This is a genomic window from Tahibacter aquaticus (assembly GCF_004363655.1).
Taxonomy (GTDB): domain Bacteria; phylum Pseudomonadota; class Gammaproteobacteria; order Xanthomonadales; family Rhodanobacteraceae; genus Tahibacter; species Tahibacter aquaticus.
In genome coordinates this window covers 62,450-87,470 of record NZ_SNZH01000004.1, presented here as the reverse complement: position 1 = coordinate 87,470, position 25,021 = coordinate 62,450, and the positions used below count along the sequence as shown (strand labels likewise).

Genomic DNA, 25,021 nt, shown 5'->3' with positions numbered 1-25,021 from the left:
CACTCGGGCCTGTGTGGCATACCCGCCATCGACCAAGTCGATGCCATGTCAGAGATCGGGCCTTGACTGTACCCGCCACAGCCCAGGCGGTCGCCGGCTGACGCGGGCGCGCCGACGGCCGCCCGTCGTGGGTCAGTGCACCTTCGCGAGGCGTTCCAGATCCGCGATTTCCTGCTTTTGCTGCTCCTTCATCTTTTTTGCCATCGCCTGCAATTCGGAATTGTGGCCGTCGCGGATTTCTATGTCGGCCATCGAGATCGCTTGGCGATGATGCGCGATCATCATCGTCGCGAAATCCTTGTCGACGTCGCCGCTCATCGCCATCGAGGGCATGCCTTGCATCATGATCTTCTGCAGTTCCGAAGAACCTGCCTTGGCGGGTTTGGCGTTGTCTTCGCGGGAGTACGCTGTGGCGGCGATCGCCAACAGTGCAAGGGTGGAGCCGACAGCGAAGGATTTCCGTAGAGTGGACATGGTTGTTTTATCCTTGGGTTGGATGGGCGCCAAACAAAGCGGATTAATAAAAGTGTAAAAATACAATAATCCGATGCGGCGCGCGTTGAGTATGAGCGCGCCGTGTGAAATCAACGCGAATGCACGGTGTGGGAATCTTGTTGTTCGCAGTCGTTTCGACAACGAGTCGTCGCTCGCAATCCGAACTGACGCGTTCGCCCGGGTTGGTTTCTTTTTCTCCAGCCATCCGCTGCAAGACTGTTCCGCAGTTTTTCGTGCCGCTCGCCGTCGCAATTTGCCATGAAGCCATGGGGCCGCCGTGCATTGCGCGGTCACAGGCGACCGAGTTTGGCCGTATAGAAGTCTGGAGTTGGCTCCAATCTCTGGATATTAAATGCGTTCCTGGCTCACCGAAATGTGTTGCGGAATAGTCGTTTGAAACCGCGCGGGTCTCGCGCAGACTGCGGGCGCGCGTCGTGTTGCTTGCCTGCGCCGAGTTGGTATGCGCCCTGCATTCGACCACTACGGAGGTGCAAACCGCCGGCATCCGACCCACGTTTCTCACGCAAGGAGCGCCTCTCATGAAAACCCCGCACGCTGCGCACGCAGCACCGCCAAGCGCCTCTTCTCACGCCGAACACCGGATGAGCGGCACGAAAAACCATTACCCCCGCTTTGCTGCCATGGTTGCGGCCTCGTTCGTCGCGATGTTCGCGCTGATGTATGTGATGGTCGATCGTTTTGCGCACGTCCTGAGCAACCTGAATCAGGTCTACATGGCTGCTCTTATGGCTGGGGCCATGGTCCTCATCGAACTGGCGTTTATGTGGAAGATGTACCCAGACCCCAAACTCAACGCTCTGTTGGCTGCCATTGCCGTAGTCGTCGTCGGCGTGGGTTGGTTTGGTGTTCGCTACCAATGGGGCATTGGCGATTCGCAGTTCCTGCGCTCGATGATTCCGCACCACGCCGGTGCCATTCTCATGTGCGAAGAGGCGGCGATCACCTCACCGGAGATCCGCACTCTATGCGGCGACATCCAGCGCTCCCAGCGCGCCGAGATTGCGCAGATGCAGGCATTGCTGGCGGCCGAGCGGCAAGGGCAATGAGGCCGAACATCGTCGATCCGTCTAGGTCGCGAGGCGAGTCCTCTCGGCTGCCCGGGTACGTTTGGCCGTACGCCGTCGTTGTTGCCGCGGCGAGCTTGGCTGCATGCGCGCCCGCATCGCGTCCGTTGATGGAGTCCACCGGCGTAAGCCCCAGCCTTCCGCCACCGGCCCCTTCCGTGATCCCGGTGATCGATATTGCGCCGGCCGTCGGCTGGTCAGCGGATCAGGCGCCCGTCGCAGCGGCCGGACTGAGGGTGCGCGCGTATGCGCGCGGGCTCGATCATCCGCGTTGGCTGCTCGTGCTGCCCAACGGCGACGTGCTCGTCGCGGAAAGCAATGCGCCGCCCGATTCGCGCGCCACCAAAGGCATCAAAGGTGCCGTTATGAAAGCCGTGATGAAGCGCGCGGGCGCGGGCGTGCCCAGCCCCAATCGCATCACGCTGCTGCGCGATGCCGACGGCGACGGCGTGGCCGAGCAGCGTCACGTCTTCGCCCATGACTTGAATTCGCCATTCGGAATGGCGCTCATTGACCAGACGTTGTACATCGCCAACGCGGATGCACTGGTACGGGTGCCCTACCACGAGGGCGACGTCACCGCGGCCAGCGCCGTGGAAATGGTTCTGCCGCTGCCCCACGGGCCAGGTCCGCTCAACCACCATTGGACCAAGAGTCTGGTGGCCAGCGCGGACGGAACGCGCCTTTACGTGGGTGTCGGTTCCAACAGCAACGTCGCCGAGGGCGGCATGGACAAGGAAGTGAATCGCGCCGCGGTGCTGCAGATCGATCCCGAGCAACGCAGCGCGCGGGTATTTGCCAGTGGTCTGCGCAATCCCGTAGGACTGGACTTTGAACCGGTCACTGGGGACTTGTGGACTGTCGTCAACGAGCGCGATGAACTGGGCAACGATCTGGTTCCCGACTATTTGACGCACGTGGTCGAAAACGCCTTCTACGGCTGGCCGTACAGCTATTTTGGCGACCACATCGATGCACGCGTCGAACCGCAACGCCCGGATCTCGTCGCCGGCGCCCGCGTCCCCGACTACGCGTTGGGCGCCCATACCGCCTCGCTGGGGCTTGCGTTCACCACGACTCGCACGTTGCCAGCGCGCTATCACGCCGGCGCCTTCATCGGACAGCACGGCTCCTGGAACCGCAAACCGCCGGTCGGCTATCGCGTCATTTTCGTGCCTTTTGCCAACGGCCGCCCCAGCGGCTCGCCCACGGTTGTCCTGGACGGATTTCTCGATGCCCAAGGCAACGCGCGGGGGCGTCCGGCCGGCGTACACCTGGCCCACGATGGTGCCCTGCTGGTAGCCGATGACGTCGGCAACGTGATCTGGCGGGTCGACACGGATCCGGCCGCCCCATGAGGCACGCAGGGAGGGGGCGATGCTCGATTGCCTGATCGTAGGCGGCGGCCCGGCAGGCCTCACGGCGGCGCTGTATCTAGCGCGATTTGGGCGCTCGTGCACGGTCATCGATGCGAACGCCAGCCGCGCTGCACAGATCCCCGTGTCGCACAATCTGCCGGGGTTTCCTGAGGGCATCGGTGGGGAAGCCCTGCTGCTGCGATTGCGCCGTCAGGTTGCCCACGTCGGTGTACCCATCGAGCATGCCACGGTGGATACGCTGCGTAGTGACGGGGGCAGCTTTGTCGCAACCCTCGGTGAAGAGCATCGGCACGCCACGACGGTGCTCCTGGCTACGGGTGTGATCGATCAGCTGCCGCCCGGCGCGCCCCCGGCCCAATGGCGTGCGATGACGCTCGACGGTTTGGTGCGCTGGTGTCCGATCTGCGATGCCTATGAAGTCCGCGACAGGCGCGTAGGCCTCATCGCATCGGCGGCGACGGCACTGGGCCATGCGGAATTCCTGCGCACCTACACCCGGGACCTGACGCTCATTCTGGCGCCAGGCGGCGGTGCATTGTCCACCCAGGACCGCGGTCGCCTGCATACTCTGGACGTGCTGATCATCGACCAGCCGATCACCGCCGTCCGCGACACGCCCTCCGCCGTTCTGGTGCAGTTCGCCGATGGTTCGGTGGCCGATTTCGACACGGTCTATCCGCTCGTGGGCTGCGCGGCCCGTTCTCACCTGGCCACTGGGCTGGGCGCCCGCTGCGACGAGCAGGGCGAGCTCTTCGTGGATGCGCACCAAAGTACGTCCGTCCCCGGGCTCTACGCCGCGGGGGATCTGGTCAAAGCCTTGAACCAGATGACGGTGGGGATGGCTCACGCCGCGATTGCCGCGACCGCGATCCATCACCGGCTGGGCAGCAATCCGCGTTGATCAGCGCCGTCCTGTACCGCAGTCGGTGCGGTGTGTCGGTCAGGCTGCGGATGTGTACCCCGCGCGGACCCGATCCGCTCCTCAGTGCCTAGGCCTGCGCTGCGTCGCGCGCGTGCACCACGCAGAGGCGGCAGTCCCGGGCGCACTCGGTCAACGCGCCGCGAGCCTCGCAAGCGCTCGCGCAGGTCTCACACACCTGGGCGCACGCGTCGCACAACGCAATCGCTTCGGGATTGCCGATCCGAAGGTATTTCGCGGTCACTTTGCACAGTTCTGCCGTGACGATCAGGAGCTGGCGCAGTTCGTCGTCCAGCCAGGCCTCGCTGGCGCCTTGATAGGGCAAAAGACCCGCGCTCATGCAAGTGCTGTAGCACCGCAGGCAGGCTTCGACCGCCCGTGCCGTGGCGGACTCCGGCGACGAATTCAGGAAACGGAGCATGGTGCCTCGGGCGGGACAACAGCCCCTGCGACGCCTCGCGGTGCCGAAGGAAGGTGCATCACGGCAGCGACGGAACGGCAGGGTGGTGGGCGTATACCGTGGCTTCCCCGCGCGGCGACAGGGCCCACACGTCATAAGCTTCGGCAACGGCACTTTCCATGCCCGGCGAACCGGCTGGCATGCCCGGTACCGCCAAGCCGCGCAGGGCAGGGTGTTCTTGCAGCCAGCGCCGTATGTCCTGCGGCGGCACGTGACCCTCGATCACGTAGCCCTCGCGGGTCAGCGCCGTATGGCAACTGGCTTTGGCCTCCGGTATGCCCAGGCGTCGCCGCAGGGCGCCCAGGTGCGGCTCTTCCTGCACCGCGACGCGAAACCCCGCCTCGCGCAACCGCGTTACCCACGCCAGGCAACATAAGCAGCCCGGCCGCCGGAACACCGTGATGTCACCGCGCACCGGGAGACCGCGCCCCAGCACGAGCAACGCGGCCAGGACGATCAGCATAGCCGCACCGACCCCCGCGAGCGCTAGGAGGGAGAGGGGACGACGCCTCACGGGAGAGCGTTGCGTCGTCGCGCTCCAGCGTGGGTCGGTGCGGCGCCTCATCGACGAGTGCCCACGGATCGTGGGGAACGATTCCCGAGCCTCGTCGAAACCACTCGCGCCAACGCCGGCACTAGCGGCGGTGTCATTGACCGTGTCGCGCGAAGTCGCTGACGGTGCCGTCGCCGTCAACCTGGTGCACGGTATAGGGTGCGACCCGGCCGTCTGGGAGTTCCATGCCGGGCGAGCCGGCTGGCATGCCCGGCACGGCGAGTCCTCGAATCGCGGGTCGCTGCGTCAGCAGACGCCGGATGTCGGCCGCCGGCACATGCCCTTCCACGAAGTACCCGCCGACCTCGGCGGTGTGGCACGACGCCATCGGTGCCGGCACCCCCAAACGGCGTTTGCTCGGCGCGACATCGGCCTCATCGTGTACCTCCACCGTGAAACCGTTCGACCGCAGGTGTTCCACCCACTTCGTGCAGCATCCGCAGGTCGGACTCTTGTGCACCACCACGTGAGCGCTGGCCGCGGTCGCGGCCGTCGACGACGATTGCGCCGACACGGGGCCGGCGGAAAGAATCAAGAGCAGGCTCAGCGAGCTTGCCCATCGCAGCAAAAGATTCATCACAGCCTCACGAGGTCTTGTTGGGTCGGGACGACCAGTGGATGTGCACAATGCGCCAGCCCTGCGGCGTCTTCTTGAGCACCATGGTTTCGGTGCTGATGAGATCGACGGGCTTGTTCTTCACCGACGCGGTGATGCGCGATTCGCTGCCGACCCAGGCCAGATCGCCGACCGCATCACCAGTGCGCGACTGAAGCGCCAGCGTCGCCGTCTTCAGGAAAGCCGCGTCGCTGGTGAGGTGGTGCGAGGCGTATTCGGCTTTGGAGCGCTCGATGCCGCCGCTCTCGAAGATCTTGACCTCAGGGTCGAGAAGTCCTGCCGCCGCCGCGGTGTCGCCCGTCGACAAGGCTTTCTGAAACTGTTCCACGACAGCCGTGGGTTCGTTCGCGCCTTGCGCACCGTGCGATGGTGCCGGCTCTGCAGCGCTCGCTGGGGACGCCGCAGCGCCCATGTCCATACCCTCATGATCCATCGGTTCGTTGCCTTCACGAGCGGTCAGGATCTGGTACTGATCCGCCGTCAGGGTCGGCAGCTTCTGCAGGAACGCCACCATGGCCCAGATGCGCGCGTCATCGTGCGTAGGCCCCCAGGCGGGCATGGCCGATGCCTTGATGCCATGCTTGATGATCCAGAACTGCCGCGCCGCTGCGCCTTCCGCCAAGTCCTTCGTCAACGGAGCCTGCTGGGAGGCGGGCTTGGACAGATTCGGCGGCTTCGGATAAAGCCCTTGGGCCATGTCGGACGTGGTCTTGCCCGGCTTCAAATGGCACGACGCGCACATGTCGTTGTAGTCTGCTCCGCCTGCCAGGAGCATGGATGGATCGTCCAGTGCGGGCACCTTCAGATCGGCGCTGGCGCGGGCGATCGAGCGTTCCCGCAACGTTTCCAAACCCCAATACGTCAGTGCGTTGTGCGGCGTATCGGCGCCGATGGGATACAACCCCGAGTATAAAAATCCCAGCGCGCCCAGTCCGCCAACGAGTGCCAAAACGAGGATCACCTTGAGCGTTTTCATGCGCTAGCCTCCCGTAGGTTTGCCGTGTTGTGAGTGATCCATCGCCGGCATTGGGTCCGTTGCCGGGGCCGGTCGTGTCGCCCGAGCGGGGCCGTAGGGAGTACGCCGATGAGGCTGACCGAAATCGACATCGCTGCTCACGCGGCGTGCGATCTTGTCCTTCGGATAGCGGTACGGACCCGGATCGCGAAAATCTCCGGCCGCCAGGTCGTCGCGGACCTTGACCACGGTGAACATGCCGCCCATTTCGATCGGCCCGAACTGGCCTTGGCCGGCCATCATCGGCAACGTGTTCTCCGGGCCCGTCAGGCCCATCGCCACGTGCTCGGAATGCTCCGACATGCCGTTTTCGCCCATGGCCATGTAGCCAGGCAGCAACTGCCGAATCTGGGCTTCCACGCCGCGCTGATCGACACCGGTCGGGTTCGGGATGCCGTGGCCCATCGGCCCCATCGTGTGATGCGCCATGTGGCAGTGCAGTGCCCAATCACCCGGCTCGGTCGCCACGAACTCCAAATCGCGCATCTGCCCGACGCCGATGATCTCGGTGACCTCCCGCCGCCATTGCGATCGCGGCCACCGGCCCGCGTCCGACCCGGTCACCCAGAATGGATTGCTATGCATGTGGATCGGATGGTTCCACATGGATAAATTGCCGATCCGGATGCGCAGCCGCTCGCCCGTACGCATCACCAGCGGCTCGATCGCGGGGAACACCTTCGAGTTGAACGTCCACAAATCGAAATCCTGCATGATGCTGGGGTCCGGGCGATACGTGCCCGGGTGCAGCGCCCAGTTGTGCAGCAGGAACGCGTAGTCGCGGTCGATCGGTTCTTCTTCACCGGCACGCGGATGAATGATGAACAAGCCCATCATGCCGAAGGCCATCTGGGTCATCTCATCGGCGTGAGGGTGGTACATGTGCGTACCGTGCTGCTTGAGCGTGTATTCGTAGACGAAGGTCTCGCCGGGCAGTATGTGCGGCTGGTTGAGACCGGCCACGCCATCGAACCCGTTGGGCAAATCGATGCCGTGCCAATGCACCGAGGTTGGCTCTTTCAGCCGATTCGTCACGAACAACCGCACGCGATCGCCTTCGACCGCTTCGATCGTCGGCCCAGGTGACGTGCCGTTGTAGCCCCAACACAAGGCGCGCGAGCCCGGTGCGAACTCGTGCTCGATCTCCTCGGCCACCAAGTGGAATTCCTTGACGCCGTCATTCATGCGGAAAGGCAGCGTCCACCCGTTGAGCGTGCGCACGGGCCGGTAACCGGCCGCCGCACGCGGCGGCGGAGCGGCATCGCGGGGACCGGGCGAGGCCGCCGGCGTGTGGCCGGCGGGGTGTTGCGCCTGGGCGGGCTTCACCGCGCCGGCCAACAGGCCCGCGCCGCCTACGCCCATCCATTGCAACAGGTCGCGTCGTGAGGTCATCAGTGCCCCCCGTGATCGTCGGTCGACGTCGGTGCGTTCTTGTCGTCTTTTTTCGGGTCTTTCACCGCGTCCTTGGCCGGCGCGTGCCCGTCACCGTGACCTTGCGCCGCGCCGGCCGCATCGGCCTTGGCGCACTTGGCCATCATGGCCTTCATGACCGGGTCGTTCGGGTCCATTTTGGACGTGTCCATGGTTTTCAACTTGGCGCAGTCGGGCTTGGCCTTGGCCGCGGCCGCCTCTTTTTCGTGCTCTTTGGGGTCGTGCGCCGACACGTTCAGCGCGAACGTCAGGCCAATCAGGGCAAGCGCAATACGCAGGGAAGCGGTATTCATGGGTGATCTCCGAAGGAAGGTACGGTCAGTGAAACGGTCACGGCACCGAGCAGCGCCGTATGCCCGATCGTTCGGGCGGTGGAAGAGGGGCCGGGTGATGACGATGTGCGCCTGTCGTCTTCGCGCGCCGGTGCGGGGGTAGGGGTGGCGTTGTCCTGGCCGTGATCCATACCGGGCATGCCGTCGTCGTCTTTCGGACGTTCGGTCGCCGGCGGCGAGGTCGGCTTCTTCGCGGCGTTCGACCCGCGCGAGTGTTTCTTGGGTGGGGCGTCACGGGCAGGCGGTGGTGTCGCCTTCATCGGCATGTCGTGACCGGCGTGATCCATGTCCTGTGTGCCGTCGTCGCGAGGCGACGCTGCGTTGACTGGGTCGGAAGCCGGCTTCATCGACGACATGTCATGACCAGTGTGGTCCATGCCCTGCATGCCGTCGTCGCGGGCTGGGCTCTGGGTTGGCGACGGCGTAGGCGCCGGCTTCATCGACGACATGTCGTGGCCAGCGTGATCCATCCCCTGCATGCCGTCGTCGCGGACGGAGCCCGCGGTTGGCGACGGCGTGGGGGCCGGCTTCATCGACGACATGTCGTGGCCGCCGTGATTCATCCCAGGCATCGCAGCGCCCTGGCCACCATGACCACCGTGGCCCGCACCGTTCGGCGCGGAGGGGGTCAAAATGGCGTCGACCCCGATCGTGCGCGCGTTCACGGTCGCGGCGCTTGGCAGTCGCGCCCCGATCGCGCGGCCCAGTTCCACCCGCGCCACCCAGTAGTCGCGCACGGCTTCCAGGTAGCCCTGGTAGGCGTCGTATTCCTGTTGCTTGGCCAGCAACAGTTCGAACGCGCCAATCAGCATGTAGTTGAGCCGTTCGACCTGGCGCGCTACGACGGCTTCGCGCTGCGGAACGAGCGCGGTCCGGTACTGCTCGACGATCCCTCGCTGCGCGTTGACACCTTCCATTCCCAGCCGAACGTCGTTGTCGATTTCCAGTTCCCGCTGAGCCAGTGCGCTCTTGGCCAATTCCCACTGCGCTTGCGCACGCGCGATCGCTGCTTGACCCTGGTTGAAGAGCGGTATGGCCAACGACAACGTCGGGCCGGTCAGCTTCGATCCGTCCGTTTCCTTCTCGCGCTCCACGCCGACATCGACCGCACCCAAAAGGCGCCAGCGTCGCGCCAAGCCCAGCGCGCTGCCGAGCAATTCGACCTCGCGCCGCGCGGCGGCCAAATCGAGCCGCTGTTCGAAGGCCAGGGACCGCAGCGTTTCCAGCCCGTCCTCGGCTGGCACCGGGGCCGCGAGCGGCACGTCCATCTGCCACTGCGCGGCTTGCGCGCCGGACAGGCCCATGTGCGTATTGAGCGCCAGGCGCTCGCGTGTCGCGTTCGCCCGCGCCGAGAGCGCGGCAATGCGCGCTTGACTCGCCGCGGCCTGCTCGAGCTTGAGCTCCAGCGCGCTGATGTTGCCCGCGTCGAAGAAGCGCTGGGCGAGTTCCGCGGAAGTCGCGGCGGCCGTGGCGACAGCTTCGCGCATGAGCGCCACCTGTTCGGCGCCGGCGGCCTCGTACCACTGTACTTCCACATCCGCGGCAAGATTCACGAGATCCGCCGCAATCGTCTGTTGGGCGCGCTCGTACTCGCCCGCCGCCAGGCGACGCCGGGCGGGTAGCAGCAACAAATCCGCGAGCGGCGCCGTGAGTCCGGTGGCGATCTTTGACGGGCCGCCGTCCTTGAGCGCGGAACCGCTGAAGGTTGGATTGCCAATGCGGCTGGCCTCGACCACGTCCGCTTGTGCCAAGCCCAATCGCGCGTACTCCGCCGCCATACGTGGATTGCGCAGCTGGGCGACTTGAAACGCCGTGGCGGGCGTAATTTTCGCGGCGGTCAGTTCGGCCACACGCGCATCGATTGCCACAGCACCTTCGGGGTCGGTGCGCCATTGCACCGCGCTGGGTACGCGTTCGTTCAACAGCGTTTGGACGCGATCGGCTCCCTCCCGTCGCGACACCCCGACGCAACCCGCAAGGATCGTCAACGCGGCCGCCAGCGGCAGCCGCAACATCATTCGTTCCATCATCTCGACTCGTTGGCAGGCACGCGTCGCGACACCGGGCGGTCTCGCGCACATGCGAAAAGAGTGACAGTGCACATATGCGCACCGCATCGGCAGCCCGGTCGGGCTGCTAGCCAACGCTTAGGCGATCGGAGGTCGCAAAGGCACCGTGTACCGCGAGGCGGTCAGGTGGGGGCGGGAGAAGTCGCGGTCTTTCGTTGCGCGCTGCGGACGCACGTTCACGCCCATGGCGGGCGCGGCGCTGGCCGACAACAGGCAGCCGCAGGCACATTGGCCGTGGGTGCAGCACGACGGGGTGCTGTGCTTGGAAGCAGGGGCTTTTTCACCGTGCTGTGCATGTCCGGACGTATCGCCCATCGCCATGTCCGGTACCGCTGCATCGCCATGGCACGGGGCGTCGGCGACCGCCGCACTCGCCTTCTCCGACGCGACGTGATGCTGTGCCATCGCCACGGGCATGAGAAACCCGTTCAGGCACAACACGATCGCGAGAAGAATGTTGGTGGCGGTGCGAAGCACGCGCTCTCCACGAACGACGAGGACGGCGCATAGACTGCGCGCCGGTGCCACAAGTTTCAAGTAGCCGTCAGCGCTCCTACGGCATCACCGACGGTCCCAGTGCGCACCGCGCCTTAGTCTGCGTCCGGTGTACGGCGCAGGTTGAGCCCCCACGTAAACGCAAGTACCGAGCGCCCGCGAACAGCGCTTGACTCTGGACCCGGGTCCAGACTGCACACTGTCTCCTCACGCAATCGATGTGTCACCGGAGGCGCAACCATGACGAGCTTTACCATTGGCGAATTGGCCAAACGTGCCGGGGTGGCCATCGACACCGTCCGCTACTACGAGCGCGGCCAACTGCTTGCGCCCGCGCAACGCTCGGCCTCGGGCTACCGGCACTACACGCAGACCGAACTCAAGCGCCTGCATTTCATCCGGCGCGCCAAATCCTTGGGCTTTTCGCTCGAGGACATTCGGACGCTGCTCGCCTTGAGCGACAACGCCGATATCGCCCAGGTCAAACGTGCCGCCATCGACAAACTCGCCGACGTCGATCAGCGCATCACCGAACTGACCCGCATCCGCACCGGACTGCAAACCCTCATCACGGCGTGCCCCGGCCACGGCCGGGCGGACGCCTGCCCGATACTCAACGCCTTGTCGCAGGAGGACCTGCCATGACCGCCCCTTCCCATAAACCCGCGTGCTGCCACGCGCCGCACTCGCCATCATCCCCAGCCTCCGTGGGCGGCCACGCCGCGGCGGCGGCGGCCGTCCGCCACGGCGCTCATGACCCTGCCCATGCCCCGACCCGGGGCGCCCCGCGCGAAGCCGAGCACGATCCGGTTTGCGGCATGACAGTCGACGCGGACTCGCCGCACCACGCGCACCACGCTGGCCACGACTATCACTTCTGCTCGGCGGGCTGCCGTACCAAATTTGTGGCCGATCCGGCGCGCTATCTGTCGACCGAGACCGCCGCCCCAGCGATCCCCGCACCACCGGGCACGACCTACACCTGTCCGATGCACCCGCAAATCGTCCAGGAAGGCCCCGGGGCATGCCCGATCTGTGGCATGGCACTCGAACCGGTCATGCCGAGCGAGGACGACGGCGAGTTGCCGGAACTCACCGACTTCCGTCGGCGCTTTATCGGGTCGTTGCCGCTGACGCTCATCGTGTTGGGGCTGGCGATGCTCGGCCACCGACTGACAGGGTTGTCGACCGAGCTGCGCACGGGCCTGGAGCTGGTATTGGCCACCCCGGTCGTACTGTGGGCCGGCTGGCCCTTCTTCGAGCGGTGTATCGCCTCGCTGCGCCTTCGTAGCCCGAACATGTGGACTCTGATCGGCATCGGCGTGGCCGCAGCCTACGGCTACAGCGTTGTGGCCACGCTGGCGCCCGGGCTCTTTCCTGATTCCTTCCGCGAACACGGGCGGGTCGGCGTTTACTTCGAGGCTGCCGCGGTCATCGTGTCGCTGACCTTGCTGGGGCAGCTCTTGGAACTGCGCGCGCGCTCGGCGACCTCCGTCGCGATCAAAGCGCTTCTGCGCTTGGCGCCCAAGACGGCCCGCCGTGTGAGTGCCGATGGCAGCGAAGAGGACATCGCGCTTGAGCAGGTGCATCCGGGCGACCGCCTGCGCGTGCGACCCGGCGAAAAAATTCCGGTTGACGGCACGGTACTCGACGGCCGCTCGAGCGTGGATGAGTCGATGTTGACCGGCGAGTCGCTGCCGATCGAAAAAGTGCCCGACGCGCGGGTCATCGGCGCGACCCTTAACGGTACCGGCAGCTTGGTCATTCGGGCCGACCAGGTCGGGTCTGCCACGGTACTCGCGCAGATCGTGCAGCTCGTCGCTCAAGCGCAGCGCTCACGCGCGCCGATGCAGCGCATGGCCGACACCGTTGCCTACTGGTTCGTATTGGCCGTGCTGGCCGCGGCGATCGCAACCTTCCTCGGCTGGGGCCTCTTTGGCCCGGAGCCCTCATGGACCTATGCCGTCCTGAATGCTGTCTCGGTGCTCATCATCGCGTGTCCGTGCGCGCTCGGGCTCGCCACACCGATGTCGATCATGGTTGCCACTGGGCGCGCTGCGCACGCCGGCGTGCTGTTCCGCGACGCAGAAGCGATCGAGCGCCTGCGCACCATCGACACGCTCGTTGTCGACAAGACCGGGACGCTGACCGAAGGACGCCCTGCATTTCGCGATGTGATGGTCGCCCCGGGCTACACCGAGCAGCAGGTCGTGCAGTTCGCCGCAAGCCTGGAACGGGGGAGTGAACACCCGCTTGCCGCGGCGATCCTGGCCGAGGCCGAGCAGCGTTCGCTCGCTCTCTCGACGGCTGCCGATTTTTCTTCGATCACGGGTCAGGGTGTGGTGGGCCGGGTGGACGATCGCGCGCTGGCCCTGGGCAACGCCGCGCTGATGGCGAGCGTCGGTGCTGACGTCGCCCCGTTGGCCGAGCGCGCCGACGCCCTGCGTACGTCCGGCGCTACCGTCATGTTCCTCGCGATCGACCGCGAGCTCGCCGGTGCCGTCGCCGTCGCGGATCCCATCAAGGCGTCTACCCCCGCGGCGTTGACGGCGTTACGCGCCGCGGGGTTCCACCTCGTCATGGCGTCGGGCGATGCGGCGGCCACGGCACAGGCCGTGGCCAAGACGTTGGCGATCGACGAGGTCCACGGCGAGGTCAAGCCAGCCGACAAGGTCGCTCTGGTCGAGCGCCTGAAAGCACAAGGCCGCCGCGTGGCAATGGCCGGCGACGGTGTGAACGATGCCCCGGCACTCGCCGCGGCCGATGTCGGCATTGCCATGGGCACCGGCACCGATGTGGCCATGTCCAGTGCCACCGTCACGCTCGTCAAGGGCGATCTCGGACGCATCCTGGCGGCGAGGACCATTTCCGAAGAGACGGTGCGCAATATGAAGCAGAACCTGGGTTTTGCATTTCTGTACAACGCGCTCGGCGTACCGATAGCAGCCGGTGTTTTCTATCCGCTGTTCGGCTGGGTGCTGAGCCCGATGCTGGCAGCGCTCGCAATGAGTTTAAGCTCGGTCTCGGTGGTGACCAATGCTTTGCGATTGGGGCGCACGCGATCCTAAGGGTATTTCCCGGCGTTACCGCGCCGGGCGGGCCGAGCTTTCCTTGCGCCAGCGGCGCGCGGCAACCCACACTCCGGAACCCACGAGCCAGATACCCCCCAAGGCCATGAGAATCAGCAGGGGATGGTTGAACGACGTGCGATGGCGATAGTCCATGATGTGCAGCATCCAAGCGACATCAAAGATTCGCCAGATACGGTTGCGCCGTTCCACCACGGTGCCATTGTCGGCCGACACGTACAGCGTCGAGTTGATCGAATCGTCGATGGGTACGCGCCAGAACGCACCGGCATGCCCACGGGTTTCCTGATCGGCCTGCGGCAACCACTCGGGTGTTTGAAGTTGGCCGGACCCCAAATAGTCGGCTTGCGCCACAGCGAGTGCGGCCGCGGCATCCACCGGTGCGTGTGCTCCGGTGCGCGCATCGAATCGGTGAACCGCATCGGCCGTCTGCACGAGATAGAACGGACCCTGGGGTGAGGATTGCAGCGTGAGGCGACGAACCGGTTGGCCCAGTCGCGCCAGTACCTGTTGGGGTTCCAGTAGGGAAGAGAGGTCGATCGGCGCCGCGGACGGTGGAACTCGGGCGTAGCGCGAACCGTCGACCAGCGAGTGATCGAGCAGACTCATGGTCAAACCACTGCCGATCCACAGAATGAGTTGGACCCCGACCGCCCAAGCAAACCCGCGATGCAGGCGATACGGCCAGGGACGCGCCGGCAACCGAAGACCGGGACGCGGGCGGCGGCGAGCGACGATCAAGAGCAGGAGGCCACTGCCGGCGAACAGTACGCCGACGCCGGCGGCGGCGCGCAGCAGCGGATTGTTGACATCGCTGCGCGTGGCATAGTCCATGATGTGGAGCATCCACAACGCGTCGAAAAGGCGCCAACCGGCAAATCGCTTCGCGAGTAATTCGCCGGTCTCGGGCGAGTAGTACAACGTCGGCTTCGCGGCGCCAGCGAATGTGACGCGCCACAGCGGGGCTGGACGGGTGCTGACTTCGGCAGGTGCATGCTCGAGCCAATCGACTGACACCACGGCTTGTGTGCCCGTAAAGCGCGCTTGCGCCAACGCACGCACCGTATCGGCCAACAGCGGCGACAGGCGATCGCCGGTTTGCGCATCGATGATCTGCACGCCGGTGGAATCGCGAATCTCGAATACCGGCTGCTGTGCAAGAGACTTCAACGTGAATCCCGTCAGCGTGGGAAATTGCGTGCGCAGTGCTGCGAGCGAGAGGACTGGACGATCCTCCAGCACACGATCGTCTTCATGCACCCAGTGGTCACCGTGAATCCAGTCAATGGGTGCGGCGGACATATAGAGGCCCGACATCATCCATACCACGACTTGCCACCCCACGAACCAGCCCAAGGCACGATGCCATTGCCGCAGTGCGCGTTGCGAAATCATCTGAACTCCCGATACCCAACCATGCCTTGAAGCCGCGTGCCGATCACGTGCTCCTACCCACCACGGCGGTCGACGGGATCTCGTCGATCGCGAGACATAAATCCGCCAACGATAGTCTTCATGATCGCATTGAGCTTGTACGCAACGGTCCTCGGTGTTGCGCTGCGCGATGAGGGTCTGTGGATTGAATGCGCGATGTGGCGATGAGCCAGTGCACCACGAGTTTCGCGCCTCGATCGGTCGTTCCGATTTTCCCCGGTCGCCCATCGCGTGGGGCGGCGACAACCACCGACGGTTGCAAGTTGTGCGTGCGCGACGCACTCTTGTCAGTGCATGAGTCGATGGCTGATCCACTGGCTGCTTACCCTAACGCTGGTCCTCAACGGATTTTCAGCGCCGTTGACTATGGCGGCGATGACGCACGATGCACGAATCGGCGACTCGCCCACGGCACCGCACGCACATCACGCAGCGGAACGCGCAGCGGCGACGTCGGAACGATCCGGCTTGAGTGAACACCCCCGTCACGGGGCAAAAACGTCGCCGTCGCCAACCGCGATAGACGACCGGTGTTGTGATGGTATGCAGTGCCACTGCGGCTGCGTTCTGCCGCATGCCGTCGCCCTCGCACCCCGCGTGTTCAGCGCTTATCGCCTGACGGACGTCCGCTTTACCGTGGTGGCCGCACACGCCCCGCGTCCTTCTCCCACTCCGCCGTTTCGACCGCCCGCGGCCTGACCGACACGTGCTATAGCGCCGGAACGGCCATGCCGCCGGCTCGTCAAGCTGTCTATCGCGCATCGCGTTCAACGCGATAGGGCGTGTGTGGAGTTGTCATGAAGATTTTTCCGTGTCGCTCCAGGAGCGCACTCGTCGTCTCGTGCATGCCGTACTCGTGCGCACAGGGTCTCGTTAACCCATGCCTCAATCGTCTCGCCGCGACACGCGGCGCATGTTTGCAATTGAACCGCGGCGCGGTGTCATGAAACCGTCGCGTACGCGGTATCTTTGTCGTCAATCCGTCGAAAAACGCGCACGTCCGATGAGAATTTTGCTGATCGAAGATGAAGGAAAGGCGGGCGACTACCTCAAACGCGGTCTGGCCGAAGCCGGCTTCACGACCGATTGGGTGCAAGACGGCCTGTCCGGCGAGCAGTTGGCGATCGAGGACGAGTATGACTTGGTCGTACTCGACGTCATGTTGCCGCAGCGCGATGGATGGTCGCTCTTGCGCAACTTGCGCCAAGCCGGAAAAGAAACGCCGGTCATGTTCTTGACGGCACGCGATCAGATCGAAGATCGCGTACACGGTCTAGAACTCGGCGCCGATGACTACCTTGTCAAACCCTTTGCGTTCGCTGAACTACTGGCCCGGGTGCGCAACCTGTTGCGCCGGCATCCCGGCCGCGACAGTGAGACGATGCAAGTCGCCGATCTGGAATTGGACGTGCGGCGTCGGCGTGCGTTTCGAGGCGGACGTCGGATCGATTTGACCGCCAAGGAATTTGCACTGTTGGAACTGCTGATGCGGCGCGAAGGCGAGATATTGCCGCGCACGCTGATCGCCTCCCAAGTCTGGGATATGAATTTCGACAGCGATACCAACGTCGTGGAAGTCGCGATGAAGCGTCTACGCTTGAAAGTCGATACCGGATTCGATACGCGCTTGATTCATACCGTGCGCGGCATGGGCTATGTCCTGGAGAGTCAGAGTGACCCGTCTTCCGCCGCTTAGCTCCATCGCTTGGCGCATCACGCTGTTGTACACGACGCTGGCGGCGGGGATTTTCATCACGGTTGCTCTGCTCATCCACGCCTCGGTCGAACACCATTTCGAGTCACAGGACCGCAAAGCTTGGGAAGGCAAGCTTGAACTCGTGGGCCACATTCTCGAAACGTGGCGAACCCCGGCCAACGACGAGCTGATTTTTCGCACCCTAGCCGACGCCATGGTGGGGCATCACAGCCTATTGGTACGCGTCGAAGATCCAGCCGGTACGTTTCGCTTTGCGAGCGGCCATGCCGAGATTCCGGTCGGTCCCGGTGCCTGGCGCCCCGCACGTGATGCCAACGTTCCGTTCCAGCCCATCGCCTGGGATGGCGCCAATGCCTCGTTTCGCGGCGTGGTGACGTGGGTCCCCACCGGCAGCAAAGGCCACGATATGCTCGTGTACCTCGCGTCGGACACGTCACACCACCAGGATTTCCTGACCTCATTCGACTACCAGCTAGCGCTAATTTGTGGTATTGCGCTGCTGCTGATGTCCGTGCTCGCCTGGGTCGCGACGCGGCGTGGGCTGCTGCCCATTCGCGACATGGCCGACGTCGCCGAATCCATCTCCGCGCAGCGCCTGCACCAGCGCTTGTCGGATGCAGAAATCCCGGTCGAACTACGGCCCCTTGCGCAGGCCTTCAACGCGATGCTCGATCGACTCAGTGACGCGTTGCAACGGCTGACGGACTTTTCCTCCGATCTGGCGCATGAACTGCGCACGCCGATCAGTAATCTCATGATGCAGACGCAAGTATCGCTCTCCAAACCGCGCCGCGCGGAAGACTACCGCGAGATCCTGTATTCCAATCTTGAGGAGTACGAGCATCTGGCACGCATGATTGCTGACATGCTGTTTCTGGCCAAGGCTGACCATGGCCTCATCATTCCCTCGCGCGAAGTCGTCACACTATCGAGCGAGGTCGCGGCGCTGTTTGAGTACTACGACGCGTTGGCTTCCGAACGCCGTGTCGGTCTTGTGCAACACGGCGAGGGACACATTCACGGCGATCGGGTGATGCTGCGTCGTGCACTGGGCAACCTCCTCACCAATGCGATCCGCTACACGCCGGACGGCGGGGCCATCGTTGTGTGCGTATCAACCAGCACGAGCGCAGTGACGATTACGATCGAGAATCCCGGGCCGACCATTCCGCCGGATCAGATTGTGCGCATTTTCGACCGTTTCTACCGGGGCAACGCCTCGCGGCAGCGCACGGAGGAGGGCGCGGGCCTCGGATTGGCGATCTGTCAATCCATCGTGCAGGCCCATGGCGGCGACGTATCCGTGGTCTCATTCGGTGGCATTACTCGCTTTGCGGTGCAGTTTCCCGCCGACGCGAAGGAAGGCCATATACCATCCTTCGCGGCATAGCGATCGGCAGTAGGCGTCTCACGCGGCGACGGCTTCGCGTTCAGCCAATGTTTCAGCGAGTGCGTCCCACAACGCGATACGGGCCTGCACCGCAGCGACGGCGGCGCGAATCACCGTAAGTCGACGCTCCAGGTCATCGGCGACCAACTCATCAATGATGGCTTCGGCTGCAGGGCCGTGCGCGTCACCATCGAGTTCGATGTGGCGCTTGAGGTAGTACACGAACGTCGGCACCGTCGCCTCGTCAATCGACCACTCGGCGAGAAGCGCGGAAAACATCGCCGGAATAACGTTCTCGCGACCGTAGAAGAAGCTGCCCAGTACTTCGTAGGTGCTGCCGGTCTGAGCGGTCAACATCGTCGCGCGCACGAAATCGCCCACGGCTGCCGGCGCGCGCGCGACTCGCAAGGCCTCATCAAGGTCGGCGCCGTCGGCCAACGCCTTCAAGCACTGTCGCATCTCCATCGGCTCCACACCGACCTCACGCATCGCATCGAGGTATAAGTCGTAGTGGCTCGCATGCGTGTCCGTCAGCGTCTCGTCTGATTCCTCGCCCAACACGATTTCGTTGATGAGGCGAGCGGCTTTGGGATGGCGCGGTGGCATCCAGGGCAACGATACGCAGGTCAAGTCAATCTGCAGCCGCTTGACGAGCGACATGAAATCCCACACGGCGAACACGTGCCAGCGCATGAACGTGCGCAGGTCGTTCATGTCGCGCACCATGGAGAACACACGATGGTGCTGCAGGGCATGCCCTGCCTGCCGCAAGTCAGCGTTCGCGCGCGCATACTGCTCGTGCAGCGACAGGTCCAAAAGTGAAAGTGTGGCTTCTTGCATGATCAGTCCTCAAACGTCAGGGTGGTGCAGCAGGGAACCGCGTCGGCTGCATCGACGCGTCGTGCATGACTGCACGGGTCAGATGGGCTCGTTGCGTGCGCGCAAAATGTCCAACCAATCACAGTGAAACTGGTCGGCAGGGACACCGTGCGCGTGGAGTGCGTGAAAGACGGCTCTGCCCATCGCTGGTGATCCGCTGCAGAAAATCGTCATCTGCGCGATCGCCGGGTGCTCGGTGAGTGCGCGCTCGTGCGGTAGCCCGATCGCACCGCGCCAGCCTGCGTCGGGATGCTCCACGACCGGCCGGTAACGCACGCGGGGGTGCTGCGTGGCGAGCGCCTGCAATTCCTCGTGCAGGAACAACGCTTCGGCTGTCGCTACACCCCAGTAGATCCAGATCGCACGGGTTTCCGCGCGCGCAATGGAGGAAGTCAGCATCGCCCGCATCGGTGCGATACCCGTGCCGCCGGCAATCATCACGACGGGGCGCTGATCCCCGGGCAGGCGACACGAGCCGTAGGGCATGTGACAGTCGACCGTAGCGCTGCGGCGCAAGTGCTCGACCACGGCACCGGTTCCCGCACCGGCGCGTTGCTGAACCTGAAGCTCGATACCCTCGGACTCCGGTGCACTGGCAATGGACAGGGCACGCAGTGAGCCGTCGGGCATCACCAACTTGAGGTACTGGCCCGCTTCGTAGCGAGGCAGCCTGTCATCGGCTGCCCTGAGGCCGACACGCAGCACCTGACGACTCAACGCTGCAATCTGCTCAACCTCGAGCGTGACGGTCTGAGAGTTCACCGAGATGCCTCCGCCATCGTCTGCGCGACGACGATCACGTCAATGCGCTGGAGAAATTCCTTCATGTCAGCGAGCATCTGCCGATGGGCCATAACCTTGACGATCTTGGCGGTGATCAAGGACACCGGCAGTGAGAACTCGACTTGTTCGGTGATGCAGACGCGCGAACGGCAAGCCGACAGATCGACAAACTGCACGCGCGCATCGATCGCAACGGTGGCGCTGTCTTCAGGTAGCGTTCGCCAGCACAACGTGCGCGGCGTTTCCCAGGAATAGCGCAAGCAGTAGCGGGGTTGGAAAACGATCCCCAGGTCCCGCTGAGTGGCGAGCGTCCACCGTGCTGTTACTGCATCGAGACACTCGAACGATTCGACATCGGCCGTGCATCGCGCCAAAGAGGGCAAATCGTGGAACACCGCTGCCACGGCGTGCGCCGGCGCGCAGAACGTGTGTTCGGCCTCATAGCGAAGCTTAATAGCCTGCATGACCGGTCTCCACCGCCATGACCGGCGTCACACCGGCCTGCGGCCGACGCACAGCGAGCAACGCGGGAATCAGCGTGAACGTCGCGAGCCCGGAGAAGATCATGTTCACCGAGACGAGGTAGCCGAAGTTTTGAATCGGCGTGAAGGCCGAAAAGATGAACGCGGTAAAGCCCAGCACGGTTACAACGACAGTGAACAGAATGGCGGCACCGGAAGCTTGTATCGCGTCGACAATCGCCGCGTGCGCGTCTCCGGATCGTTCTCGTGCTCTTCGGTAGTGGTAGAGAAAGTGGTAACTGAAATCGATGCCGATACCAATCGTGATGCCCGTGATGACTGCGGTCGAAACTTCCAGCCGCAGACCCAGCACCGCCATCAGAGCAAACGTGGCGAGAATGGCCAGCACGATGGGAGCCGCCGCGAGCAGCGCGTAGCGCAACGAGCGAAAGAAGAACGCGCACAGCAATACGATCGTGATCACCGAGGAAATAATGTTCTGTATCTTGCCGATGATGATGTAGTCCATTTGCGCGAGCCACACGAGCAGGTTGCCGCCGTATTCCACCAAGATGCCGTCGGTCGGCTGCTGCGCAATGAAGTCCTTGAGCTGCCGGTAGATCGCAATGTGCGTGTCCTGTTCGGAGGTCTTCACCGGAATGAAGATCTTGACGCGCCGGTAGTCATAGTCGACGAGGTCCGAGAAATCTTCGGGACTGCTGGAAATCGAATAGAGCAGCAGGTACTGCGCGGCTTGATCGAACGTGGCAGGAATCTCGCCGGCGGGTTTGTTATTCATCACGCCGTCAATGCGCGTGAGCACATCCACAAACGAGAGCGTGTGGCCGACCGACGGCAGCGTCTCCGCATAGCGTTGAATGGCTTCCACACGGCGTAGGAACGCCGGATCCTGCACGCCTTCGTTCGCACCGGCTTCCACTAACACGTCGAAATAGCGCGAGCCGCCCAGGCGCGCGTCGAAGTACGCCATGTCGGTCTTGATCGGGTGTCCGTCAGGCAAGTACTCAGCGAAATTCGCACCCGTGCGCAAAAACGTGAGCGAGACGAGTGTCATGCCCAACAGCACGACGTAAGCAATCAGCGTCGTGACTGGCCGCGCCACGCTGGCTGCCGCCAAGCGGGTCAAGCCCGCTTCAGCCCAGCGCATGATCCGCGAACTCGCTTCCAGGCCGGTAGGCTTGCCCGACTGAGCACTGTCTTTCCACCAGCAGCGAATCAACGCCGGCAGCAGCGTGATCACGACGATCAACGAGGCCACCGTACCGATGGCGGTGACAACACCCAGTTCGGCTATCGCGGAGACCTTGAACACGATCAGCGAATAGGCGCCGACGGCCGAGGTCAAGCAGGCGATCCACAACGGGTAGGCCACCTTACTCATCGCGCTTTGGTTGGCCGTGACGAGATCGTTCTGTACGAGTCGCTCCTCCAGGAGCGCATGCAGGTAGTAGATCGCATAGGACCCGGCGGTGACCGCAATCAGGATAGGAATCGACGTGGTCACGACTGTTACGGGATAGCCCAGCCAGCCCATGAGACCCATCGTCCACGCGATGCCAACGACGGTGGCGAGCACGCTGGCCGCCACGAGACGTACGTTACGGAAGATTGCCCAGAGGATGAGGAGCTGCACGAAGATGCCAATCGGGAACAGCACGACCGCATCGTCCTGAATCCCGCGATCGATCGCTTCTGACAAGATCAGGTCACCGATCACACGCACCGTGAACCGATCCCGATAGGGTTCGAGAATGCGGTAGGTGTCTTCGAACACCTGGGCTTGGTCCGAACCGCGCACGACGTTGATGAGAATCAACGAATCCGTTCCGTCATCAGAGACGACACGTCCCTGGATCAACGGATTGGCAAGCGCCTTGCGCCGCACATCCGCCGCGTCGGCAGCGGAGAGGGGGGGGCCGTCGTAGAGCGTGTCGACGTCAAGGCCGTCAGCGTTTGCCTCGATGTTCTTGATCGTCGACAGGCTCTTGATCTCATTGCCCACGACCCATTTCAGGCCGACGAAGGCGTCAGTGATCTCCCGGGTGGCGGTGAGTGAGCCGGGGGAAAACGCATCGGCGCTCTCGAGGCCGATGAGCACACGGTCCTTGCCGCCGAAAATCGCTTCGAACTTCTTGTTGGTCTGCACAATCGGGTCATTGGCGGGCAGATCGGCGTCATCGTTGTTGCGCAACGTCAACCGCGACATGCCCGCGAGCATCACGAGCAAGAGCACCGTGTGCGCGGCTAGAACTCCCGCGGGTCGCAAGCCGGCGAGACGGCGGAAGAGTGCGTTCACAGGGTGTACTCCAGACGAAGACCAAGGCGGTCATTGCGCGTGTACTGACCGAAGAACGTGTCGCTGCGGCCCGAGAGTAGATCGCCGGAGACGTGCAGGGTCAGGCGATCGCTGAGTTCGTGGCGCCACTCCAGCATCACGGCCGACTGGCGGCGTCGGGTATCGAACACCACATCCGTGGTGACGCTATCGCGCGTGCCCCAGGAAACTTCCACGCGAGCCAGAAGCGCATCTGACAGGATGTGACGTAGGTCTTCCTTGCCATAGCGTTGTCCGTCGCGCGCGAATTGTTTGCTGTACTCCAGGGCAAAATATGTCTCCTCGCCGAACAGCCCATGCTCCACATTGAGGTCGATTCCGGCGACCAGATGGTCGTAGCGATCACGCGTACCGTCGGCATAGGAAAGATCCACGCGCGTGGCTTCGGCACGCAGCACGGCCTTGCCAAGCAGCACCTCGGTATCGATACCGAGCGCGCGCTTATCCGGATACAGCTGATCGATGCCGACGAGAAGGCCACCCGGCGTCGGTTCCGGATCCCGCGCTTCAAACGCGGGCAGATTGTCCTCGCCATCAAAGTAACTGACCGCGTAGCTGAACCCCTGCGCCTCGCGATCTAGCTTTAGCAGCACCTGCGGACGAGACCCATCCGTATGACTGCCGGTATAGTCGATCCACGTGTAGGTCAGCGGCACCGAAGCACCCTCGGCGTCCACGGTCTGCGGTAATTGGAAAAACCAGCGCGAATCGGTGTTCGGCATCAGGCTTTTGGTGTGGCGCGGCGCATAGACCGCGCTCCACTGGTAACTGCCGGCGAACACGACTGCCCGCACGGCATCCGTCGCACGCACGCGATCCGTGGACAACAGCGCGTCGCGGTAGTCGCGTTGATCAAAATAGTCGGTCGGATTGACTAACGTCGCACGACCGCCGCGCACAGGTTGGCGCCCCACCGTGAGATCGAGCGCACCGAACGCGCGGTGGACATACCACTCGTCGAGATAAAGTCGGTCGTTGTATACCTGCGCGTCTGCTTCGGGGTTGCGATTCACCGACACTTTTGCGCGCACATCGTAAGCGCCGAGCGTCTGGTCGAGCTTGAGCATGGCGTAGAGCCCCTGGCGCTCCCGGGAGGCCCCTGCAGGTGGATCCCACGTGGCGTGCCCGAGATAGGTCAACGTCAACGTCGACTCCAGGGCAATGGCGACTGAAGGAACGCCACCGGTGAGTAAACCCGTGAGAACAACGAACCGCCGCATCGTTCAGTGCCCCTGCGTCAACGAGCGCAGTGAGATCTCGTCCTCAGGCACACCCGTGTCGACCTGATACGCGTCGAACGCCATGACGGTGGAGTGCTGGTTGATCAGGTCGGTCATCTCCATGCGGAACGGACGAATGGCACCTTCACCTTTGACCGCCCGAAATTCGCTCGCTCGAAACGACTTCGCATGCGTGCCGGATTTGTTGTAGTACTCGGCCGACACGACCATGTGCGTGCTGCTATCGAGGATCAGCACGCGCTTGGAGTATCCACTTTCGGTCTTTTCTTTCTCCGTGCGTGGCGTAGCCACGACCGCTACGCACGCGGTAGGGCATTCGTGGACTTCACCGAATGCGTAGTCGTAGTTTTCCGACTCTTCCGTGACGAGATCTTCGTAGCTGAAGTCCGTACCCATGAACGTATCGGACTTGTCCGATCCAGAAATGCGCCGCGTCTTCTGCAATGCCGGCAGGTAGAGCCAGCGCTCGTCCTCGGCGTTCTTGTTTTCGTGCGTCAAAAGCCCCGTGCCCTCGATCGACTTCGGACGATCGAAGTACAGCAATGATCGCTTGTCGCCTGTCGCTAACGTAACGGTGCGCCAGTGCAGGACGCGTTCCTGCGTCTTTCCTTGCGCGTTCTTGAGCGTGATCGTCACGCGCGTAGTTTCATCGCTCGACGCTTCGGCACGAATGTTGGCCTCGATATGCGCCAGCGGCGTCATAGTTGACGGTACTGCTGCCGATGCCAGTGAGCCGACGACGAGCAGTGCCAAGGTCGAGCCACAAACAATATGCGAAGCCGTCATGGTGAAAATCCTGGGGAAGTGGAAGCGGTTGTCGAC

At 63.7% G+C, this 25,021-nt stretch carries 24 protein-coding genes; 8 read left to right on the top strand and 16 right to left on the bottom strand.

Going from position 1 to position 25,021, the window contains the following annotated elements:
• Positions 1 to 132: 132 nt before the first annotated feature.
• On the bottom strand, positions 133 to 474 hold the full coding sequence (locus DFR29_RS07810; protein WP_133818024.1) for a DUF305 domain-containing protein: 342 nt from the start codon (positions 472 to 474) through the stop codon (positions 133 to 135).
• A gap of 560 nt (positions 475 to 1,034) precedes the next feature.
• Between DFR29_RS07810 and DFR29_RS07805 the strand changes: the two genes are divergently transcribed.
• From DFR29_RS07805 to DFR29_RS07795, 3 genes are read left to right on the top strand one after another with little or no spacing between them, the layout of a single operon-like run.
• The gene (locus tag DFR29_RS07805) at positions 1,035 to 1,562 is read left to right on the top strand and encodes a DUF305 domain-containing protein (protein WP_208113541.1); all 528 of its coding nucleotides are present in this window, start codon (positions 1,035 to 1,037) and stop codon (positions 1,560 to 1,562) included.
• Positions 1,559 to 2,938, top strand: a complete 1,380-nt coding sequence (locus DFR29_RS07800) for a PQQ-dependent sugar dehydrogenase (RefSeq protein ID WP_133818023.1) — start codon at positions 1,559 to 1,561, stop codon at positions 2,936 to 2,938. The genes DFR29_RS07805 and DFR29_RS07800 overlap by 4 nt, the downstream gene beginning before the upstream one ends.
• 19 nt (positions 2,939 to 2,957) lie before the next feature.
• Positions 2,958 to 3,860 carry an NAD(P)/FAD-dependent oxidoreductase gene (locus DFR29_RS07795; RefSeq protein ID WP_133818022.1) on the top strand — a complete coding sequence of 301 codons (903 nt, stop codon included), beginning with the start codon at positions 2,958 to 2,960 and terminating at the stop codon, positions 3,858 to 3,860.
• An 88-nt stretch (positions 3,861 to 3,948) separates the two neighbouring features.
• Here the strand turns inward: DFR29_RS07795 and DFR29_RS07790 are convergent, their stop codons facing one another.
• The 8 genes from DFR29_RS07790 to DFR29_RS07755 all read right to left on the bottom strand — a co-directional run bounded on the left by DFR29_RS07790 (position 3,949) and on the right by DFR29_RS07755 (position 10,831).
• The gene (locus DFR29_RS07790) at positions 3,949 to 4,299 is read right to left on the bottom strand and encodes a four-helix bundle copper-binding protein (RefSeq protein ID WP_133818021.1); all 351 of its coding nucleotides are present in this window, start codon (positions 4,297 to 4,299) and stop codon (positions 3,949 to 3,951) included.
• Between the two features lie 58 nt (positions 4,300 to 4,357).
• Positions 4,358 to 4,801: a DUF411 domain-containing protein gene (locus DFR29_RS07785; RefSeq protein ID WP_166653950.1), complete on the bottom strand. Its 444-nt coding sequence runs from the start codon at positions 4,799 to 4,801 to the stop codon at positions 4,358 to 4,360.
• A 184-nt stretch (positions 4,802 to 4,985) separates the two neighbouring features.
• The gene (locus DFR29_RS07780) at positions 4,986 to 5,468 is read right to left on the bottom strand and encodes a DUF411 domain-containing protein (RefSeq protein ID WP_208113540.1); all 483 of its coding nucleotides are present in this window, start codon (positions 5,466 to 5,468) and stop codon (positions 4,986 to 4,988) included.
• 7 nt (positions 5,469 to 5,475) lie between these two features.
• Positions 5,476 to 6,483 (bottom strand): c-type cytochrome, encoded by a 1,008-nt coding sequence (locus DFR29_RS07775; RefSeq protein ID WP_133818019.1) that lies wholly within the window; start codon positions 6,481 to 6,483, stop codon positions 5,476 to 5,478.
• Between the two features lie 3 nt (positions 6,484 to 6,486).
• Positions 6,487 to 7,914, bottom strand: a complete 1,428-nt coding sequence (locus tag DFR29_RS07770; protein WP_208113539.1) for a multicopper oxidase family protein — start codon at positions 7,912 to 7,914, stop codon at positions 6,487 to 6,489.
• Entirely contained in the window at positions 7,914 to 8,246 is a 333-nt protein-coding gene (locus DFR29_RS07765) for a hypothetical protein (protein ID WP_133818018.1), read from the bottom strand. The genes DFR29_RS07770 and DFR29_RS07765 overlap by 1 nt, the downstream gene beginning before the upstream one ends.
• A complete protein-coding gene (locus DFR29_RS07760; RefSeq protein ID WP_166653949.1) occupies positions 8,243 to 10,315 on the bottom strand; it encodes a TolC family protein in 2,073 nt (690 codons plus the stop codon). The genes DFR29_RS07765 and DFR29_RS07760 overlap by 4 nt, the downstream gene beginning before the upstream one ends.
• Positions 10,316 to 10,432: 117 nt before the next feature.
• A complete protein-coding gene (locus DFR29_RS07755) occupies positions 10,433 to 10,831 on the bottom strand; it encodes a CopL family metal-binding regulatory protein (RefSeq protein ID WP_133818016.1) in 399 nt (132 codons plus the stop codon).
• A gap of 258 nt (positions 10,832 to 11,089) precedes the next feature.
• Here DFR29_RS07755 and DFR29_RS07750 point away from each other — a divergent pair, with 258 nt between their 5' ends.
• Together DFR29_RS07750 and DFR29_RS07745 are read left to right on the top strand one after the other, a co-directional pair.
• Positions 11,090 to 11,494, top strand: coding sequence for a heavy metal-responsive transcriptional regulator (locus DFR29_RS07750; RefSeq protein ID WP_133818015.1), 405 nt, complete (start codon positions 11,090 to 11,092; stop codon positions 11,492 to 11,494).
• Positions 11,491 to 13,917, top strand: a complete 2,427-nt coding sequence (locus DFR29_RS07745) for a heavy metal translocating P-type ATPase (protein ID WP_279571516.1) — start codon at positions 11,491 to 11,493, stop codon at positions 13,915 to 13,917. Before DFR29_RS07750 ends, DFR29_RS07745 begins: the two co-directional genes overlap by 4 nt.
• A 15-nt stretch (positions 13,918 to 13,932) precedes the next feature.
• Here the strand turns inward: DFR29_RS07745 and DFR29_RS07740 are convergent, their stop codons facing one another.
• Positions 13,933 to 15,333 (bottom strand): PepSY domain-containing protein, encoded by a 1,401-nt coding sequence (locus tag DFR29_RS07740; protein WP_166653948.1) that lies wholly within the window; start codon positions 15,331 to 15,333, stop codon positions 13,933 to 13,935.
• Between the two features lie 333 nt (positions 15,334 to 15,666).
• Here DFR29_RS07740 and DFR29_RS30485 point away from each other — a divergent pair, with 333 nt between their 5' ends.
• The 3 genes from DFR29_RS30485 to DFR29_RS07725 all read left to right on the top strand — a co-directional run bounded on the left by DFR29_RS30485 (position 15,667) and on the right by DFR29_RS07725 (position 18,479).
• Positions 15,667 to 16,071, top strand: coding sequence for a CopL family metal-binding regulatory protein (locus tag DFR29_RS30485; protein ID WP_133818013.1), 405 nt, complete (start codon positions 15,667 to 15,669; stop codon positions 16,069 to 16,071).
• Between the two features lie 304 nt (positions 16,072 to 16,375).
• Positions 16,376 to 17,068 carry a heavy metal response regulator transcription factor gene (locus DFR29_RS07730; protein WP_133818328.1) on the top strand — a complete coding sequence of 231 codons (693 nt, stop codon included), beginning with the start codon at positions 16,376 to 16,378 and terminating at the stop codon, positions 17,066 to 17,068.
• Entirely contained in the window at positions 17,046 to 18,479 is a 1,434-nt protein-coding gene (locus DFR29_RS07725) for a heavy metal sensor histidine kinase (RefSeq protein ID WP_166653947.1), read from the top strand. Before DFR29_RS07730 ends, DFR29_RS07725 begins: the two co-directional genes overlap by 23 nt.
• An 18-nt stretch (positions 18,480 to 18,497) precedes the next feature.
• Here the strand turns inward: DFR29_RS07725 and DFR29_RS07720 are convergent, their stop codons facing one another.
• The 6 genes from DFR29_RS07720 to DFR29_RS07695 all read right to left on the bottom strand — a co-directional run bounded on the left by DFR29_RS07720 (position 18,498) and on the right by DFR29_RS07695 (position 24,985).
• On the bottom strand, positions 18,498 to 19,319 hold the full coding sequence (locus tag DFR29_RS07720) for a DUF3050 domain-containing protein (RefSeq protein WP_133818011.1): 822 nt from the start codon (positions 19,317 to 19,319) through the stop codon (positions 18,498 to 18,500).
• A 78-nt stretch (positions 19,320 to 19,397) separates the two neighbouring features.
• Positions 19,398 to 20,120 (bottom strand): ferredoxin reductase domain-containing protein, encoded by a 723-nt coding sequence (locus DFR29_RS07715; RefSeq protein WP_133818010.1) that lies wholly within the window; start codon positions 20,118 to 20,120, stop codon positions 19,398 to 19,400.
• Positions 20,117 to 20,605: a hypothetical protein gene (locus tag DFR29_RS07710; RefSeq protein WP_133818009.1), complete on the bottom strand. Its 489-nt coding sequence runs from the start codon at positions 20,603 to 20,605 to the stop codon at positions 20,117 to 20,119. The genes DFR29_RS07715 and DFR29_RS07710 overlap by 4 nt, the downstream gene beginning before the upstream one ends.
• Complete coding sequence (locus tag DFR29_RS07705) at positions 20,592 to 22,919, bottom strand: efflux RND transporter permease subunit (RefSeq protein WP_133818008.1); 2,328 nt, start codon at positions 22,917 to 22,919, stop codon at positions 20,592 to 20,594. Before DFR29_RS07705 ends, DFR29_RS07710 begins: the two co-directional genes overlap by 14 nt.
• Entirely contained in the window at positions 22,916 to 24,103 is a 1,188-nt protein-coding gene (locus DFR29_RS07700; RefSeq protein WP_166653946.1) for a hypothetical protein, read from the bottom strand. The genes DFR29_RS07705 and DFR29_RS07700 overlap by 4 nt, the downstream gene beginning before the upstream one ends.
• A gap of 78 nt (positions 24,104 to 24,181) precedes the next feature.
• On the bottom strand, positions 24,182 to 24,985 hold the full coding sequence (locus DFR29_RS07695; RefSeq protein WP_133818006.1) for an outer membrane lipoprotein-sorting protein: 804 nt from the start codon (positions 24,983 to 24,985) through the stop codon (positions 24,182 to 24,184).
• Between the last annotated feature and the right edge of the window lie 36 nt (positions 24,986 to 25,021).